Annotated in this window: 18 protein-coding genes and 1 riboswitch; of the genes, 8 read left to right on the top strand and 10 right to left on the bottom strand. The window is 64.6% G+C overall.

Annotation, left to right across the window (positions count from 1 at the left end):
• Positions 1-22: 22 nt before the first annotated feature.
• The 6 genes from MI302_RS07605 to argF are packed head-to-tail and all read right to left on the bottom strand — an operon-like array spanning position 23 to position 4,713.
• Positions 23-601, bottom strand: a complete 579-nt coding sequence (locus MI302_RS07605; RefSeq protein WP_239725370.1) for a hypothetical protein — start codon at positions 599-601, stop codon at positions 23-25.
• Between the two features lie 28 nt (positions 602-629).
• Complete coding sequence (locus tag MI302_RS07610; protein ID WP_239725371.1) at positions 630-1,064, bottom strand: hypothetical protein; 435 nt, start codon at positions 1,062-1,064, stop codon at positions 630-632.
• Positions 1,065-1,108: 44 nt separating this feature from the next.
• The gene (gene argJ / locus MI302_RS07615) at positions 1,109-2,254 is read right to left on the bottom strand and encodes a bifunctional glutamate N-acetyltransferase/amino-acid acetyltransferase ArgJ (RefSeq protein ID WP_239725372.1); all 1,146 of its coding nucleotides are present in this window, start codon (positions 2,252-2,254) and stop codon (positions 1,109-1,111) included.
• Positions 2,245-3,282 (bottom strand): N-acetyl-gamma-glutamyl-phosphate reductase, encoded by a 1,038-nt coding sequence (gene argC / locus MI302_RS07620; protein ID WP_239726511.1) that lies wholly within the window; start codon positions 3,280-3,282, stop codon positions 2,245-2,247. The genes argJ and argC overlap by 10 nt, the downstream gene beginning before the upstream one ends.
• 2 nt (positions 3,283-3,284) lie before the next feature.
• Positions 3,285-3,803, bottom strand: a complete 519-nt coding sequence (locus MI302_RS07625; protein ID WP_239725373.1) for a Uma2 family endonuclease — start codon at positions 3,801-3,803, stop codon at positions 3,285-3,287.
• Positions 3,804-3,807: 4 nt separating this feature from the next.
• On the bottom strand, positions 3,808-4,713 hold the full coding sequence (gene argF / locus MI302_RS07630; RefSeq protein ID WP_239725374.1) for an ornithine carbamoyltransferase: 906 nt from the start codon (positions 4,711-4,713) through the stop codon (positions 3,808-3,810).
• 79 nt (positions 4,714-4,792) lie between these two features.
• Positions 4,793-4,916: riboswitch (molybdenum cofactor riboswitch) on the top strand.
• On the opposite strand from argF, the gene modA reads away from it, so the two are divergent.
• From modA to MI302_RS07645, 3 genes are all read left to right on the top strand, one after another.
• On the top strand, positions 4,907-5,788 hold the full coding sequence (gene modA, locus MI302_RS07635; RefSeq protein ID WP_239725375.1) for a molybdate ABC transporter substrate-binding protein: 882 nt from the start codon (positions 4,907-4,909) through the stop codon (positions 5,786-5,788). (Overlaps the previous riboswitch by 10 nt.)
• 1 nt (position 5,789) lies before the next feature.
• Positions 5,790-6,464: a molybdate ABC transporter permease subunit gene (gene modB, locus MI302_RS07640; RefSeq protein ID WP_019551291.1), complete on the top strand. Its 675-nt coding sequence runs from the start codon at positions 5,790-5,792 to the stop codon at positions 6,462-6,464.
• Entirely contained in the window at positions 6,443-7,444 is a 1,002-nt protein-coding gene (locus MI302_RS07645) for an ABC transporter ATP-binding protein (protein ID WP_239725376.1), read from the top strand. The genes modB and MI302_RS07645 overlap by 22 nt, the downstream gene beginning before the upstream one ends.
• 456 nt (positions 7,445-7,900) lie before the next feature.
• On the opposite strand, the gene MI302_RS07650 is transcribed toward MI302_RS07645, so the two are convergent.
• Positions 7,901-8,245 carry a hypothetical protein gene (locus MI302_RS07650; RefSeq protein WP_015717424.1) on the bottom strand — a complete coding sequence of 115 codons (345 nt, stop codon included), beginning with the start codon at positions 8,243-8,245 and terminating at the stop codon, positions 7,901-7,903.
• Positions 8,246-8,286: 41 nt separating this feature from the next.
• Here MI302_RS07650 and hisS point away from each other — a divergent pair, with 41 nt between their 5' ends.
• Genes hisS through MI302_RS07670 form a run of 4 tightly spaced genes read left to right on the top strand, consistent with a single transcriptional unit; the run spans position 8,287 to position 13,047 of the window.
• Positions 8,287-9,543 (top strand): histidine--tRNA ligase, encoded by a 1,257-nt coding sequence (gene hisS / locus MI302_RS07655; protein WP_239725377.1) that lies wholly within the window; start codon positions 8,287-8,289, stop codon positions 9,541-9,543.
• A 24-nt stretch (positions 9,544-9,567) separates the two neighbouring features.
• On the top strand, positions 9,568-11,313 hold the full coding sequence (gene aspS / locus MI302_RS07660) for an aspartate--tRNA ligase (protein ID WP_239725378.1): 1,746 nt from the start codon (positions 9,568-9,570) through the stop codon (positions 11,311-11,313).
• A complete protein-coding gene (locus tag MI302_RS07665) occupies positions 11,306-12,199 on the top strand; it encodes a PhzF family phenazine biosynthesis protein (RefSeq protein ID WP_239725379.1) in 894 nt (297 codons plus the stop codon). The genes aspS and MI302_RS07665 overlap by 8 nt, the downstream gene beginning before the upstream one ends.
• Entirely contained in the window at positions 12,199-13,047 is an 849-nt protein-coding gene (locus MI302_RS07670) for an HAD family hydrolase (RefSeq protein WP_038032347.1), read from the top strand. The genes MI302_RS07665 and MI302_RS07670 overlap by 1 nt, the downstream gene beginning before the upstream one ends.
• Here MI302_RS07670 and MI302_RS07675 read toward each other — a convergent pair.
• Both MI302_RS07675 and MI302_RS07680 read right to left on the bottom strand, forming a co-directional pair.
• Positions 13,006-13,368: a hypothetical protein gene (locus tag MI302_RS07675; RefSeq protein ID WP_019551284.1), complete on the bottom strand. Its 363-nt coding sequence runs from the start codon at positions 13,366-13,368 to the stop codon at positions 13,006-13,008. The genes MI302_RS07670 and MI302_RS07675 overlap by 42 nt on opposite strands.
• Complete coding sequence (locus MI302_RS07680; RefSeq protein WP_126164782.1) at positions 13,323-13,601, bottom strand: hypothetical protein; 279 nt, start codon at positions 13,599-13,601, stop codon at positions 13,323-13,325. Before MI302_RS07680 ends, MI302_RS07675 begins: the two co-directional genes overlap by 46 nt.
• Positions 13,602-13,745: 144 nt before the next feature.
• On the opposite strand from MI302_RS07680, the gene asnS reads away from it, so the two are divergent.
• A complete protein-coding gene (asnS, locus tag MI302_RS07685; RefSeq protein ID WP_239725380.1) occupies positions 13,746-15,062 on the top strand; it encodes an asparagine--tRNA ligase in 1,317 nt (438 codons plus the stop codon).
• Here asnS and pdxT read toward each other — a convergent pair.
• A complete protein-coding gene (pdxT, locus tag MI302_RS07690) occupies positions 15,059-15,634 on the bottom strand; it encodes a pyridoxal 5'-phosphate synthase glutaminase subunit PdxT (protein WP_239725381.1) in 576 nt (191 codons plus the stop codon). The two genes, asnS and pdxT, sit on opposite strands and share 4 nt — an antisense overlap.
• Positions 15,635-15,698 lie beyond the last annotated feature (64 nt).

Raw genomic sequence — 15,698 nt, forward strand, 5'->3', positions numbered from 1 at the left:
AGGAGTGTACCACACCCTGCCCCTAGGGAATGCGCCGGCTGGTGCGGTTTCCAGCGGCGTCCACCGCAAGCAGCACAGCCCCGGCCGGCACCTCCGCGGAAAAGGCCACCGTGGCCTCCTTGGGAAGGGAAAGGGGATTAAAACGACCGCCTACCCGCACCACCACCCGGTCCACCTGGACGTTGTCCTCCACCCTTCCATAAACCCGGTACAAGCTCCCCTCCCGCTCCACCCGCTCCACCACGATGCGGGGAGGCGCCGCATCCAGCACCAGGGGGACCCGCTTTTCCCCCCGGTTTCCCCGGGCATCCTCCGCTTCCAGGAGAAGCTCCACCTTCCCGGAGGCCGGGGCCTGCAGGCGGAAGCGAAACTGAGCCAGCCGCTTACCCACCTCCCCAGAGGAAAGGACCTCTTGTCCGTTCGCCCGGACGCTTACCACCCCCGAGGGATCGAAGGCATAGCCCTGCACCCTAACCTCCCTCCCCGGGGCCACCGCTCCGCCCAAGGGCTCGGTAAGCCCCACCTCAGGGGGGGCGGTGTCGGGCCTGGTGCAGGAGGCAAGGGCAAAAACAATAAGAAAATAGAGGGGATGCACGCGCATCTCCTCTATCCTAAAGGGCAAGCGCACTTCAACGCAGAATCACACCCACACGCCCAGCAAAATACGGGGAAAAAGCAGAAGAAGGAAGCACACTGGCGCCAAGCTGACCTTCAAAGTAGAGATTAATGGCTGGATCAGGAAGCTGGACCTCTACCCCTGCAAGAGCGTGGGGGTGAACGCCAAAACCGGATGCGTCCATGTAAACGCTCGCCCCTAAACCCAGTCCGTAGTACCAACTCATCCCAAGGCCCGAAGAGCTAGGCAATGGAGCCTTAGCCAGGATGAAAGCAGCATCTCCCGCAACGCCCCGAAAGCCAAACCCAGCCCCTAGGCGGAGATTGGCGCTCTGGTATTGGAGGCCGATATATGTGGGATAACCCGAATAGAAACCAACGCCTGGGGACTGACCAAAGCCAAAAGATAAAGCAGCGATTCCCAATAAGCCCCAAAGAACTTTTTTCATCGTAAACACCTCCTCTTTAAGGTTAGGAAAACAACCGACGAATGTCAAGTAGTATATAAAGCGTTTATCTTAACGTACCCCTCCGTCAGGTCGCACCCCCAAGCCACCCCTTCCCCCTGACCCTCTCCCAGGTCCACAAAGACCTCCACCTCTTCCACCCGCATGGCCTGGCTAGCCCTTTCCCGGTCAAAGGGGAGGGCCCCGCCCTCGTAGAGGGGGATCCCCTGTAGGGCGATGCGCACCCGAAGGGGATCAAACCGGGCCCCCGAGTTTCCGAGGGCGGCCAGGATGCGGCCCCAGTTGGGGTCGTTCCCGTAGAGGGCTGCCTTCCAAAGGGCGCTTCCCGCTATGGTCCTTGCCGCCCGCCTGGCTTCCTCCTCCGTGCCTGCCCCCACCACCCGCACGGTCATGAGCTTGGTGGCCCCTTCCCCATCCCGGGCGATCCTCCTGGCCAGGTCCTGGGCCACCCCCTCCAGGGCGGAAAAGAAAGCCTTCATAGGCACCTCCCCAAAGGCTCCGTTGGCCATCACCAAGGCCAGGTCGTTGGTGGAGGTGTCCCCGTCCACGGTAACCTGGTTGAAGGTGCGGTCAACAACATTCCGCCAGGCTTCCCGCAAGATGCCTTGGGGAATCGCCGCATCGGTCACTATAAAGGCCAGCATGGTGGCCATGTTGGGATGGATCATGCCGCTTCCCTTGGCGATGCCCACAATCCTGGCCCCCTCCACCTCGGCCTCGCTCACCTTGGTCACCAGGTCAGTGGTGAGGATGGCCTCGGCAAAGGCATCGGCGTAAGAGGTCAGCTCAATCTGGGGCAGGCCCGCCTCCACCTTCTCCAAAGGAAGGGGTACGCCGATGACCCCGGTGGAGGCGGTCAAGACCTCCGCCGCAGGAAGCCCCAGGCGCAAGGCGGCCGCTTCGGCCATACGCCGGTCGTCCGCAAAGCCCCGTTCCCCGGTGGCGCAGTTGGCGTTGCCGGCGTTGACCACCACCGCCCGCAACGCACCTCCTTGGGCATAAAGAGCCCTACCCCGGTGAATGGAAGGTGCGGCAGCCCGGTTCTGCGTGGCCACATAGGCCCAGGAAGCGGGAAGGCCGGAAACCAACAAGGCCAGATCAGGCTTGCCGGAAGGCTTGATGCCCGCCCGGGTAGCCCCGGCGCGAAAACCCCGGGGAAGCCTTACGGCCATAGACCCTCCTTGGGAAGTGCGGTCTCCTCAGGCAGATCCAGCATCAGGTTCAGGTTCTGCACCGCCTGCCCCGCCATCCCCTTCACCAGGTTGTCCAAGGCGGCAAACACCATAACACGCCCCGTTCTCGCTTCAAAAAGAGGCTTCACATCCACCCGGTTGGAAGCATAGGTGCCCTTGGTTTCCGGCAAGGCCTCGGTGACCCGCACAAAAGGTTCCTGGGCGTAGAAGTCCTGGTAAAGCTCGTCCAGGGCCTTCTGGCTCCAGTTCCCTTCCACCTCCGCCTCCACCGTGACCAAGATGCCCCGGGTCATGGGTACCAGGTGGGGGACGAAGGAAAGGCGCACCTCTCCCAGGGGCCCATGGGTGCGCACCGGGTGCCCCTGGGCCAAAAGGCGGCCCAGGTTCCTTTCCATCTCCGGTATATGGCGATGGACACCCCCCACCTTGTAGGGCTTAAGGTTCTCGTTCACCTCGGCAAAAAAGGTACCCTCCCCCTCCCTGCCCGCCCCGGAGACCCCGCTTAAACCCACCACAAAGGCCCCCCGCAGGACACCTTCCGCCGCCAGAGGGGCCAAGGCCAAGGTGGTGGCCGTCACGTAACACCCGGGGTTGGCCACCAGGCGCGCCCCCCCAAGCTCCTTCCGATGCAGCTCGGGAAGGCCATAGACTGCCTCCCGGTAAAGCCCTGAGCTCTTGTGGGGGATCCCGTACCAGGATTCGTAAACCTCCGGAGGAAGCCGGTAGTCCCCGGAGAGGTCTATGACCCGTTTGCCCTCCTTCAAGGCCCTTGGAGCAAGCTCCATGGCAAGCCCGTTGGGCAAGGCCAAAAAGACCACATCCGCCTGCTCCAGTACTTCCTCCAGGGTGGCAAAAAGCCCTTTATCCCATAGCTGGGGCCAGGCGGAGGAAAGGGGTTTCCCCTCGTGTTTGCGGCTGCTAAACCCTACCAGCTCCACCCCGGGGTGGGCCTTAAGCAGGCGAATCAGCTCCCCTCCCCCATACCCCGAGGCCCCGATGATCCCCACCCTTACCACGGCACCTCCAAAGGAATGTCAGGGAAGGCCAAGGGAGCCAGTTTTTCCCCAGGGGAAAGCCAAAGCTGCTCCCGGTAGTGGTCGCCCGCAGGACCCCGGAAGACCAAGAGGCGAGAGGCGTTCAAGTCCACCACCCAGACCTCGAGGATCCCCGCCTCCGCATAAAGAGGTAGCTTCTTCTCCAGGTCATAGGCCAAAGTGGCCTCAGCCACCTCCACCAAAAGCAACACATCCCCCGGCTCAGGCAAGGCTCCTCCATAGTCCTTAGGCCGAAGCAGAAGCAGGTCGGGCTCTACATAGGTATCCTCACCCAAAGCCAAAGGACCCTGGGGCTGTACCAAAGCTTGGGGGAATGTCTGCACCAGGAGCCGGTTGAGCCGGTTGACCATGTACGCATGCCGAGGACCTATGGGTGCCATCTGGTAGATCTCCCCCCTCAAAAGCTCCACACCCCGCTCGGGCAGGGGAAGCCGTAGAAACTCCTCGAGGGAGAAGCGGTAGGGCCGGACCATACCCCTAGCTTAGCAGGCACAGGAGGACGGCCTTAGCGGTGTGAAGACGGTTTTCCGCCTGATCAAAGACCCGGCTCCGCGGCCCGTGCACTGCCTCCTCGGTGGTTTCCTCACCATAGTGGGCCGGAAGGCAGTGGAGAAAAACGCCCTGGGGCCGTAGCAGTTGCAAAAGCTCCCCGTTTACCTGGAATCCATTGAAGTCCCTAAGCCGCCTTTCCCGCTCCGCTTCCTGGCCCATGCTGGTCCAGACATCGGTGTAAAGGGCATGGGCTCCCAAGGCGGCTTCCTTGGGATCATGGGTAAAGAAGGCCCCCGCTTTCTGCAAAAGGCCAGGATCCGGTTCGTACCCCCTTGGCGTGGCCACCCTGATCCCAAGGCCCACCAGGGGAGCCACCTCAAGAAGGGAGTTCAGCACGTTGTTGCCATCCCCCACCCAGGCCACCTCGAGGCCCTCCCATCCCCCGAAGGCCTCCTTCAAGGTGAGGAGGTCCGCCAGAGCCTGCAAGGGATGGGCCCAGTCGGAAAGGGCATTGATCACCGGGATGCGGGCGTGGCGGGCGAGTTCCTCCACGGTCTCGTGCCGGTATACGCGGGCGGCGATCCCCTCCACGAAGCGCTCCAGGTTCTTGGCTATGTCCCTCACAGGCTCACGCTCGCCGATGCCCACCTGTTTCTGGTCCAGGTAGACGGCGTGCCCTCCCAGGTGAAGCATGGCCACCTCGAGGGTAGTGCGGGTGCGCAAGGAGGGCTTCTCAAAGAGAAGGGCCAGGACCTTTCCCTTAAGGTCCTCCCCGCGGTAGCGCTCCCTTTTCAGCCTCTCCGCCAAGGCCAAAAGCGCCTCGATCTCCTGGCGACCGTAGGCCGAGAAGTCCAAAAGATCCTTGGGCCGGGTGAGGGCGTCTCCCACCATGAGGCCTACAGGATACTGCACCCTTGCAAACTTATGCAACCCCGGGCTCTGGTTGACACGGGATGAGCCCGCGGGCTAGCATCCCCTTAGCCTCCGAGCCCGGATAGACCCCATGGGCCTTCCGGGCCGGGCTTATGGCCCCGGGGTGGTGGGGGCAACCCCGCCGCCTGCCGCGGTTGCAAAGGAGGTAAGGGTGAACAAAAAGGTGCTGTTCCTGTCCTCGGTGCTGGCTTTTGCCCCGGCTTGGGCACAGAGGACGGTCCAGGTGGTGGCGGCCGCCGACCTGCAGTATGCCTTGAAAGAAGTAGCCCAAGCCTTTGAGGCCAGGAACCCGGGGACACGGGTCTTTCTAAGCCTCGGTTCCTCGGGAAAGTTCTACACCCAGCTCACCCAGGGCCTCGAGGCGGACCTCTACTTCTCCGCGGAAAGGCTCTACCCCGAGCTCCTGGAAAAAAAAGGCCTGGCGGAGGCCGGAACCCGCAGGCCCTACGCCATCGGGCGCATGGTCATCTGGCTGGACCGGAAGTTAGGCCTTGAGCCTAGCCCCGAGGCCCTCAAGGACCCCAGGATCACCCGGCTGGCCATCGCCAACCCGGTGCATGCTCCTTACGGCCGGGCCGCCGTCACCCTCCTGGAACATTACGGCCTTCTAAGGCGCCGGGCCGATGCCCCGCTTCCCGGCTTGAAGAAACCCTTTCCCAACCTCTCCTGGGAGGAGATTCCCTGGGAACGCCTCTCCCAGGGGGTGGAGGCCTACTGGGATGCCACGCCCCTCCGCCAGGGCAAGCCCCGCTTTGAGTTCGTGTACGGGGAGAACATCTCCCACACCGCCCAGCTGGCCCTAAGCGCCACCCAGGCCGGCATCCTGGCCCTCTCCCTGGCGGTGCACGAAAGCCTTTCCCGCCCCGGGGTGTACTGGCTCGCCCCCTTGGGAAGCCACCTCGCCTTGGAGCAGAACTACGTGATCCTGAAAGGGAGGAAGCGGCCCGAGGTGATGGCCTTCTACACCTTCGTGGGAAGCCCTGAGGCCCGGCGTATCTTCCAGCGATACGGTTTCCTCCTACCCGGGGAGTAGCATGGACCCCTCCTTCTGGATTGCCCTTCGCCTTTCCTTAGAGGTGGCCCTTCTCGCCTCCTTCCTCCTCCTCCTCGTGGGCGTTCCCCTGGCCTGGCTTCTGGCCTTTCGCCGCTTCCCAGGCAAATCCATCCTGGAGGCCATCTTCCTCCTACCCCTGGTCCTGCCCCCCACGGTGCTGGGCTTTTATGTCCTACTCTTTCTGGGCCCCGAGGGACCCTGGGTCCGAATCACCGGCCTCTCCTGGGCCTTCCGCTTTGAAGGCCTGGTCTTCGCCAGCGTCCTTTTCAGCCTGCCCTTTGCCCTCACCGCCTACCGGGAGGCTTTTTTGGCCTTGGACCGCAATCTTCTGGACGTAGCCCGCACCTTGGGAAGCCCCTGGTGGAAGGTCTGGAGCAAGGTGGTGTTCCCTCTCGTGTGGCCCGGGCTGCTATCCGGCACGCTTCTGGCCTTTGCCCACACCTTGGGGGAGTTCGGGGTGGTGCTCATGGTGGGTGGTTCCATCCCCGGGAAAACCCAGATGGTGAGCATCTACATCTACGACCTGGTGCAGGCCCTGCGCTTTGAGGAAGCGGCCCGGGCCTCCTTGGTCCTCCTGGGTCTGAGCCTGGCCCTCCTGGTGCTGGTACGGCTATTGGAAGCTAAGGGGCGGGCATGGAAGTCCACTACCGCATAAGGAAACCTTTAGCCCTCGAGGTCCGCTTCCGCATCCAGGACTTCACGGTGCTCCTGGGGGAAAGCGGGGTGGGCAAGACCACGCTCCTCAAGGCCCTTGCCGGCCTGGTGCCGGCGGAAGGCAGGCCCTATGCGGGCCTACCCCCAGAAAGGCGGCCCGTGGGTTACCTGCCCCAGGACCTGGCCCTCTTCCCCCACATGACCGCTTGGGAGAACGTGGCCTTTCCCCTGGCGGGAGGAAACCGCAAGGCTAGGGCCCTGGCCCTCCTGGAGCGGGTTGGCCTCGAGGAGCACGTCCACAAGCGCCCGAACCAGCTTTCCGGCGGCCAGAAACAGCGGGTCGCCATGGCCCGGGCCCTGGCCAGGGGTCCGGAGCTTTTGCTCCTGGATGAACCCACCAGCGCCCTGGATCCCCTCACCAAGGACCAGGTTCTGGGGGAGCTGGTGGAACTCATCCGTCGGGAAGGAATCCCCACCCTGGCGGTGAGCCACGACCCCATCCTGGCCCGCATGGCCGACTGGCTTGTGGTGATGGGGTCGGGAACCATCCTGCAAGAAGGCCCTCCCGAGGAAGTGCACTCCGCCCCAAGCCAGCTTCTGGTGGCCAGGCTGCTGGGCTACGAAAACCTATTCCCGGCCTGCATAGAACCTGGGGGCGTGGAGGTCAACGGGGTTCATCTCCGCCTTTCCCTCCCCCCCTGGGCCCAGCCCGGGGATACCGCCTGGGTGGGCATCCGGGCCGAGGAGGTCATCGTGGTGCGCCAGGACCGGCCCCCACCCCCGGAAAACATCCTAGAGGGCGTGCTGGTAAGCCTTCATCCCGAAGGCCTCGCCTACCGGGGCGTGTTCCAGGGATCCATCCGCTTGCAGATCCTGCTTCCCAGGCACGTCCAGGCCCGGTTGAACCTGCACCCCGGGCAGAGACTCCAGGTGGTCCTTAAGCCCCATTACCTTCACCTGATGCCGGGCCAGATGGACTAACCCTTCCTCCCCGAGGCCAAACTTGTTGATGACTCCCTTCAGGAAAAAGCGGGCCCGGTCCCGGGAAAACCCCAGGGCCTGGGCCAAGGCCCCCACCCTCGGGGGAATCCCGTTTCCCACCGCCCACAACACGGCCTTTTCCCCTGGAAGGAGCCGCAGGCCCACCCGTCCCTCAAGGCCTGAAGCCAAGGTCCTGGGATCGTCCCGACGGGTGAGGAAGATCATGCCCCAAGGGTCATAGGCCCTAAGCCCCCAAGGGGTAGTCCAAAGAAGCACCTCGCCCTTTTCCATCTGGTCCAGCCCCGCCAGGGCCAGGCCACGGCCTTCCTTCCAGTACACCTTCCAACCCGCTGGGCCAAGCGCCCCGTGCACCAGGGCATAAAGCTGCAAACTTTCCGTGTACACCACTGCTTCCAAGATTCTCCCCTCCTCTTGCCCAAAGAGCCTTTGCCCAACTCAAGCGACGATCTTCAGGGCAAAAGGAGGGGAGCGGGGAGAAAAAGCCCTTCCCTGGGGTTCCGGATAGCCGGGCACGGGGGCAACCCTGGCCCGGAGCTCCCGCACCAGCGCAGGAGGCGCCACCTCCCCTATGGGGGGCAGACCTGGAGAGACCTGCAGGCCACAGAAGAGGGAGTGGTCCACCTCCCTCTCCTCCCCAGGGGCCTGGCAGAGATCCGTCCGGAGGCCGGGGTTTTGCACCTGCATGAGGTACATCTGCAGGGCCACCCCGGTGGAGGCGGTGAGGGTGAGGAGGAGGTAGAGGAATACCAGAAACCCCCGTACAGAACCCCTCGAGGGCATGGCTGCAGTATAGCCTTCGCCCTCGGGTAAAGTGAAGGGGTATGGCCGTGCGCGGCACCAAGGACCTTTTCGGCAAAGAGCTAAGGCTCCACCAGCACATCGTGGCCACCGCCCGCCGGGTGCTGGAGGCGGCGGGGACCCTGGAACTCATCACCCCGGTGTTTGAGGAAACCCAGGTCTTCGAGAAGGGGGTGGGGATCTCCACCGACATCGTCAGGAAGGAGATGTTCACCTTCCAGGACCGGGGTGGGCGTTCCCTCACCCTGCGCCCCGAGGGCACCGCTGCCATGGTGCGGGCCTATCTGGAACACGGGATGAAGGTCTGGCCCCAGCCCGTGAGGCTCTGGATGGCGGGGCCCATGTTCCGGGCGGAGCGCCCCCAGAAGGGGCGCTACCGCCAGTTCCACCAGGTGAACTACGAGGCCCTGGGCTCGGAAAGCCCCATCCTGGATGCGGAGGCCGTGGTGCTCCTGTATGAAAGCCTTAAGGAGCTCGGCCTAAGGCGCCTCACCGTCAAGCTCTCCTCCGTGGGGGACCCCGAGGACCGGGCCCGCTACAACGCCTATCTACGGGAGGTCCTCTCCCCCCACCGGGAGGCCCTCTCCCAGGATTCCCAGGAGCGCCTGGAGCTCAACCCCATGCGCATCCTGGACTCCAAGAGCGAGCAAGACCAGGCCCTCCTTAAGGAGCTCAACATCCGGCCCATGCTGGACTTCCTGGGGGAGGAAGCGAAGGCCCATCTGAAGGCGGTGGAACGCCATCTGGAAAGGCTTTCCGTGCCCTACGAACTGGACCCAACCCTGGTGCGGGGCCTGGATTACTACGTGCGTACCGCCTTCGAGGTGCACCATGCGGAGATCGGGGCGCAGAGCGCCCTGGGGGGTGGGGGAAGGTACGACGGGCTTTCCGAGCTCCTGGGGGGGCCGAGGGTACCCGGGGTGGGTTTCGCCTTCGGGGTGGAGAGGGTGGCCCTGGCCCTCGAGGCGGAGGGCTTTAGCCTCTTGGAGGAGAAGGGGCCCGATGTCTACCTGATCCCCCTGGTGGAGGAAGCCGTGGCCGAGGCCTTTTATCTGGCGGAGGCCTTAAGGCCCCGCATACGGGCGGAGTATGCCCTCAGCTCCAAGAAGCCTGGCAAGGGGGTGGAGGAAGCCCTGAAGCGGAACGCGGCCTTCGTGGGCTTCTTGGGGGAGGATGAGTTAAAGACCGGTGAGGTCACCTTGAAGCGCCTCGCCACTGGGGAACAGGTGCGCCTTCCCCAAAGGGAGGCCCTGGGCTTCCTCCTTTCCGCCCTGGCGTGAGAATCCGTTAAGATTTGGGGGATTATGCGCCGTACCCACTTCGCCGGAAGCCTAAGGGAAGAACACGTGGGGGAGGAGGTGGTCCTCGAGGGGTGGATAAACCGCCGCCGGGACCTGGGGGGGCTCATCTTCCTGGACCTCCGGGACCGCGAGGGCTTGGTCCAGCTGGTGGCCCACCCGGAAAGCCCCGCCTACAAGGAAGCGGAACGGGTCCGCTCGGAGTGGGTGGTGCGGGCCAGGGGCACCGTGCGCCTACGCCCGGAGCCTAACCCCCGCCTGCCCACCGGAGCGGTGGAGGTGGCCCTTACCTCCCTCGAGGTCCTCTCCGAGGCCAGAACACCCCCCTTCCCCGTGGACGCCGGCTGGCGGGGAGAGGAGGAAAAGGAGGTTTCCGAAGACCTCAGGCTCAGGTACCGCTACCTGGACCTGCGCCGGAGGAAAATGCAGGAAAACCTGCGCCTCCGCCATCGGGTCATCAAGGCCATCTGGGACTTCCTGGACCGGGAGGGCTTCATCCAGGTGGAAACCCCCTTCCTGACCAAAAGCACCCCGGAAGGGGCCCGGGATTTCCTGGTGCCCTACCGCCAGCAACCCGGCCTTTTCTACGCCCTCCCCCAGTCGCCCCAGCTTTTCAAGCAAATGCTCATGGTGGCGGGTTTTGACCGCTACTTCCAGATCGCCCGCTGCTTCCGCGACGAGGACCTACGGGCCGACCGCCAGCCCGACTTCACCCAGATGGACCTGGAGATGAGCTTCGTGGAGGTGGAGGATATCCTGGAGCTTAACGAAAGGCTCATGGCCCACGTGTTCCAGGAAGCCCTGGGGGTGGAGCTTCCCCTCCCCTTCCCCCGCCTCACTTACCAGGAGGCCATGGAGCGCTTCGGCTCGGACAAACCCGACACCCGCTTCGGCCTGGAGCTCAAGGAGGTGGGGCACCTCTTCCGGGAAAGCGAGTTTCAGGTTTTCCGGGAGGCGGAAAGGGTAAAGGCCCTGGCGGTGCCCGAGGCCCTATCCCGCAAGGAGATCGCCGACTTGGAGGAGCTGGCCAAGCGCCACGGGGCCAAGGGCTTGGCCTTTGCCCGGGTGGAGGAGGGAGGCTTCGCAGGCGGGGCCGCCAGGTTTCTGGAGCCCGTGCGGCAAAGCCTTCTGGAGGCCACGGAAGCCACTCCGGGGGACACCCTTCTCTTCGTGGCCGGGCCGGCCAAGGTGGCGGCCACCGCCTTGGGGCAGGTGCGGCTTAAGCTGGCGGAGGTCTTAGACCTCCCCAGGGAGGGCTTCCGGTTCCTATGGGTGGTGGACTTCCCCCTTCTGGAGTGGGACGAGGAAAGGGGCCAGTACACCTACATGCACCATCCCTTTACCAGCCCTCATCCCGAGGACCTACCCCTCTTGGATACCGATCCTGGGAAGGTGCGGGCCTTGGCCTACGACCTGGTGCTGAACGGCACCGAGGTGGGGGGCGGCTCCATCCGCATCCACGATCCAAAGCTGCAGGCCAAGATGTTCCGCATCCTGGGCATTGCGGAGGAGGAGCAGCGGGAAAAGTTCGGGTTCTTTCTGGAGGCCCTGGAGTACGGAGCCCCACCCCACGGCGGCATCGCCTGGGGCCTAGACCGCCTCCTGGCCCTCATGACGGCCAGCCCCTCCATCCGCGAGGTCATCGCCTTCCCCAAGAACAAGGAGGGCAAAGACCCCCTTACCGGGGCCCCAAGCCCGGTGTCCGAGGAGCAGCTTCGGGAACTCGGCCTCATGGTGATCGCCCATGGCTAGGATTCCCTATGTGATCGTGGACGCCTTCGCCTCCACCCCGGGAGCCGGGAACCGGGTAGCCATCGTGCTGGACGCCCGGGGCATGGACCTGGAGGAGATGCGAAGCCTAGCCCGGCGCCTGGGCGAACCGGAAACCGCCTTCGTAACGGAAAGGCAAGGGACCCTGTTCGCCGTGCGCTTCTTCACCCCTTCGGGAGAAGTGGAGTTCTCCGGCCACGCCGCCATAGCCCTGGGCCTCACCCTGGTGCGCCTGGGCCTGGCTCCCGAGGGCAGCAAGCGGCTTTTCCTGCACACCCCCACGGAGGCCCTGCCGGTGGAGATCCTGTACGAGGCCGGAGAACCCCGCAAGGCCCTGGTGAGGGGTCCCGCCCCGAGGTTCCGGGACCTGCCCCCTTACCAGGTGCTTAAGGAGGTCCTCGAGGCCCTGGGCTCAGACGAACGTTACCTGCACCGCGGCCTGCCTTACGGCATCGCCTACACCGGGCTTTGGAGCCTCTTCGTCCCCCTTGTTGCGCCCGGGGTGGTGGATGCCCTGGAGCCAGAGATGAAGACCCTGGCCGAACTTTCCCACCAGCTGGAGGTGGCCACCGTCCATGCCTACGCCCCCATGGGCCCGAGGAGCTTCTACGCCCGGGACTTTGCCCCCATCCTGGGCATTCCCGAAGACCCGGTGACGGGCTCCGCCAACGCCGCCTTGGGCGCCCTCCTGGCCCGGGCAGGGGTGGTGCCCAGGCGGGAAGGCCGGGTAGCCCTCACCATCTACCAGGGCCACCGCCTGGGCAACCCAGGGGTGGTGGAGGTGGTGGTGGAGTACAGCCCCACGGGCCAGCCCTACGGGGTGCAGATCGGGGGGGAGGCGGTACAGGTATCCGCTGGGGAAGTTTGATGGTGCGGCTGGTCTTCGTGGACGTGGACGGCACCCTGGTGGGCAAGGAGGGGGTACCCGAATGCGTGTGGCCAGCGGTGGAGGCCTTAAGGGCCAAGGGCATCCGCCTAAGCCTCATCACCGGCCGGCCGGGCCGGGGGCACGCCCTGGCCTACGCCCGCAGGCTGGACCCCATGGGCCTCCACGTGTTCGAGTCGGGGGCGGTGGTCCTGGCGTTTTCCCGGGATCCCCACTCCCCTCCCGCCCACCCCCTCCTGGTGGAAGCCCTGCCCCAAGAGGCGGCCCGGGAAGCCATCCGCCTGGCCCGCAGGCTCGGGCTTCCCCTCGAGGGCTACACCGCCGATGGGGGCTTCTTCATAGAGGGGGATAGCCCTCTCCTAAAGGCCCACCAGGAACTCCTGGGCGTGGTGGCCGAGGAAGCGGACCTGCTAAGGCTTCCTGCCCCTTTGGTCCGCCTCCAGGTACTGGCCGAGGCCCAAGCTCCCCTGGGCGCCCTCATGGACCCCTTGCCCCAGGAACTCCAGGCCCACGTGGCGGAAAGCCCCAGGATGCCCGGGGTGCGCTTCGTCTCCCTGACCAAGCGGGGGGTGAGCAAGCTCTCGGCCGCCCGTTTCGTGGCGGAAAGCTACGGCCTGACCCTGGCCCAATGCGCCATGGTGGGGGATGGGGAAAACGACCTGGAACTCATCCAAGGAGTGGGCCTAGGCATCGCCATGGGGAACGCTTCGCCCCAGGTCAAGAAGGTGGCCCAACGGGTGGTGGCTCCCGTGGAGGCATGCGGTTTGGCGGAGGCTCTTGCCAGCCTATTACCGGCAATACGAGAAGCGCGCCGGGGCCACAATGCGTAACTCCAGGAGGCGAAACCCCGCTCCCTCCCAACTTCCCTCCACCTCCACCGCCATCCCGGGAACCAGAAGGGCCATCCAGGGGGAGGAGCCAAGGAGGGGAACGCCGCCCACCAAGAGCGCCTGCCCATCGCTGAAGGTGACCTGACCGTAGAAGCGTTGCAAGCCCTGGTCGGAAGGAGAAAAGACCAGAAGCTCCCTTTGGACCGTTGCCTCAGCGGCGCGCAACAAAACCCAGTACCCCAGGCCCAGCTGGGCCAGGGCGGAGATCCCCACCGCTACCCCCACCCCGAGGAGCAGCCTATTCCGGAAGCCCCAGGCCATACCCTCCTGCCCCCGCTGACGCTCACGTCCACCAAGGTGCTCCCCGCATGGTGGACCTGCAGGGTTCGCTCCTGGCCGTTCAGGATCAGGGTCACCTGGGTTGCCCCCTCGGCGGACACCCAGGCGTTAGGGTTCACCTCCACCAGGCCCACCACCCGGCCCTCCTTCCAGAAGACGGCCAGCTCCTTCTTGCCCCCCAGGGCCATGCGAAGCTCCGTGGCCACTTGGGACAAAGCCGTTGGACTCTAGACACCGAAGGCCACCGCCAACAACCTAACCAGCCACTGCTTGCTCATACCTTCACCTCCCATGCCCAGGGTAGGGAACAGAGGTAAATGCCAGGCAAACACCTCAAGGCCCCTTTAGGATAGAAGGGTATGCGGGTCTTTATTGATGAGATCGCCAAATACGAGGGCCAGGAGGTGGAGCTAAGGGGCTGGCTCTACCAAAAACGCTCCAAGGGCAAGATCCACTTCCTCATCCTCCGGGACGGCACGGGGTTCCTGCAGGCCACCCTCTTCAAAGGGGAGGTACCGGAGGAAATCTTTGAGCAAGCGGATCACCTCCCCCAGGAAACCGCCCTCAAGGTCCATGGCCTGGTCCGGCGGGACGAGAGGGCCCCCGGGGGCTTTGAGCTTTCGGTGCGGAACCTCGAGGTGGTGAGCCTTCCCCAGGGGGAGTATCCCATCGGTCCTAAGGAGCACGGCATCGACTTCCTCATGGACCACCGCCATCTGTGGCTCCGCCACCGCCGTCCCTTCGCGGTGATGCGCATCCGGGACGAGCTGGAAAGAGCCATCCACGATTTCTTCGCCGAGCGGGGTTTCCTGCGCTTTGACGCCCCCATCCTCACCCCGAGCGCCGTGGAGGGCACCACCGACCTCTTCGAGGTGGACCTCTTTGACGGGGAAAAGGCCTACCTCTCCCAGTCGGGCCAGCTTTACGCCGAAGCCGGGGCCTTGGCCTTCGGCAAGGTCTACACCTTCGGCCCCACCTTTCGGGCGGAAAGGAGCAAAACCCGCCGCCACCTCCTGGAGTTCTGGATGATCGAGCCCGAGGTGGCCTTCATGACCCACGAGGAGAACATGGCCCTACAGGAGGAGCTTTTGCGCTATCTGGTGGGCCGGGTGCTCACGCGAAGGACCAAGGAGCTGGAAATGCTGGAACGCGATCCCAAGGCCCTGGAGCCTGCCGCGGAGGGCCGCTATCCCCGTCTGACCTACAAGGAGGCTGTGGCTTTGGTGAACCGGCTGGCGGAGAAGGACCCCGAAATCCCACCCCTTCCCTACGGGGAAGACTTCGGCGCCCCCCATGAGGCCGCCCTCAGCCGCCAGTTTGACCGGCCCGTCTTTATAGAGCGCTATCCTGCCCGCATTAAGGCCTTCTACATGGAACCCGACCCCGAGGACCCGGAGCTGGTCCTAAACAACGACCTCCTGGCCCCCGAGGGCTACGGGGAGATCATCGGGGGTAGCCAGAGAATCCACGACCTGGAACTTCTACGCAGGAAAATCCAGGAGTTCGGCCTCCCGGAGGAGGTCTACGACTGGTATCTGGACCTGAGGCGCTTTGGCAGCGTGCCCCACTCGGGTTTCGGATTGGGCCTCGAGCGCACCGTGGCCTGGATCTGTGGCCTTAACCACGTGCGGGAGGCCATCCCCTTCCCCAGGATGTACACCCGGATGCGGCCCTAGAGGCCTGCCAGCTCCAGGAAGTAGCGGTGAAGCCTGGGGTCCTGGGTGAGCTCGGGGTGGAAGGCGCTGGCGAGGATCTTGCCCTGGCGTACCAGGACGGGAAGACCATTCAGCTCCGCCAGCACCTCCACTCCTTCCCCCAATTTGCGGAAGGCTGGGGCTCTAATGAAAACCCCGTGGAAGGGACCCAAACCCCGGACCTCGAGGTCCTCCTCAAAGCTTTCCACCTGCCTGCCAAAGGCGTTGCGTTCCACCCATGCCTCCAACACCCCCAAACGGGGTTGCTCAGGGTAGCCCACGATCTCCTTGGCCAACCAGATGGCCCCGGCGCAGGTGCCGAAGAGGGCCAGGGAACCCTCTTCCACCCGCTTGCGCACCTCGTCCTCGATTCCGTATTCCCGGGCCAGCTTGCCGATGGTGGTGGACTCCCCGCCAGGCACGATGAGGGCCTTGAGCCCCTCCAGGTGCTCCCTCTTGCGCACCTCCTTGGCCTCTATCCCCAGCCGCCTTAATGCCTCCTTGTGCTCGCGGAAATCCCCCTGTAAGGCCAAAACGCCAACCACGCCCCTCATCCTGGACTTAGGCTCCCGCCCTGTCAAGGGAAGCCCCCCGCCAGAAGGGAAGCGGAGGGCACCC

The organism is Thermus sp. NEB1569, assembly GCF_022385295.1.
Lineage (GTDB): Bacteria > Deinococcota > Deinococci > Deinococcales > Thermaceae > Thermus > Thermus scotoductus.

What these genes read in the sequence shown, in the direction of transcription:
- asnS (WP_239725380.1), top strand. Translation starts at nt 13,746, where the DNA reads ATGCGGGTCTTTATTGATGAGATCGCCAAATACGAGGGCCAGGAGGTG.
- modB (WP_019551291.1), top strand. Translation starts at nt 5,790, where the DNA reads ATGGACCCCTCCTTCTGGATTGCCCTTCGCCTTTCCTTAGAGGTGGCC.
- argJ (WP_239725372.1), bottom strand. Translation starts at nt 2,254, where the DNA reads ATGGCCGTAAGGCTTCCCCGGGGTTTTCGCGCCGGGGCTACCCGGGCG.
- argF (WP_239725374.1), bottom strand. Translation starts at nt 4,713, where the DNA reads ATGGTGGGAGACGCCCTCACCCGGCCCAAGGATCTTTTGGACTTCTCG.
- MI302_RS07675 (WP_019551284.1), bottom strand. Translation starts at nt 13,368, where the DNA reads ATGGCCTGGGGCTTCCGGAATAGGCTGCTCCTCGGGGTGGGGGTAGCG.
- MI302_RS07670 (WP_038032347.1), top strand. Translation starts at nt 12,199, where the DNA reads ATGGTGCGGCTGGTCTTCGTGGACGTGGACGGCACCCTGGTGGGCAAG.
- MI302_RS07645 (WP_239725376.1), top strand. Translation starts at nt 6,443, where the DNA reads ATGGAAGTCCACTACCGCATAAGGAAACCTTTAGCCCTCGAGGTCCGC.
- hisS (WP_239725377.1), top strand. Translation starts at nt 8,287, where the DNA reads ATGGCCGTGCGCGGCACCAAGGACCTTTTCGGCAAAGAGCTAAGGCTC.
- aspS (WP_239725378.1), top strand. Translation starts at nt 9,568, where the DNA reads ATGCGCCGTACCCACTTCGCCGGAAGCCTAAGGGAAGAACACGTGGGG.
- pdxT (WP_239725381.1), bottom strand. Translation starts at nt 15,634, where the DNA reads ATGAGGGGCGTGGTTGGCGTTTTGGCCTTACAGGGGGATTTCCGCGAG.
- MI302_RS07625 (WP_239725373.1), bottom strand. Translation starts at nt 3,803, where the DNA reads ATGGTCCGGCCCTACCGCTTCTCCCTCGAGGAGTTTCTACGGCTTCCC.
- MI302_RS07605 (WP_239725370.1), bottom strand. Translation starts at nt 601, where the DNA reads ATGCGCGTGCATCCCCTCTATTTTCTTATTGTTTTTGCCCTTGCCTCC.
- MI302_RS07650 (WP_015717424.1), bottom strand. Translation starts at nt 8,245, where the DNA reads ATGCCCTCGAGGGGTTCTGTACGGGGGTTTCTGGTATTCCTCTACCTC.
- MI302_RS07665 (WP_239725379.1), top strand. Translation starts at nt 11,306, where the DNA reads ATGGCTAGGATTCCCTATGTGATCGTGGACGCCTTCGCCTCCACCCCG.
- MI302_RS07610 (WP_239725371.1), bottom strand. Translation starts at nt 1,064, where the DNA reads ATGAAAAAAGTTCTTTGGGGCTTATTGGGAATCGCTGCTTTATCTTTT.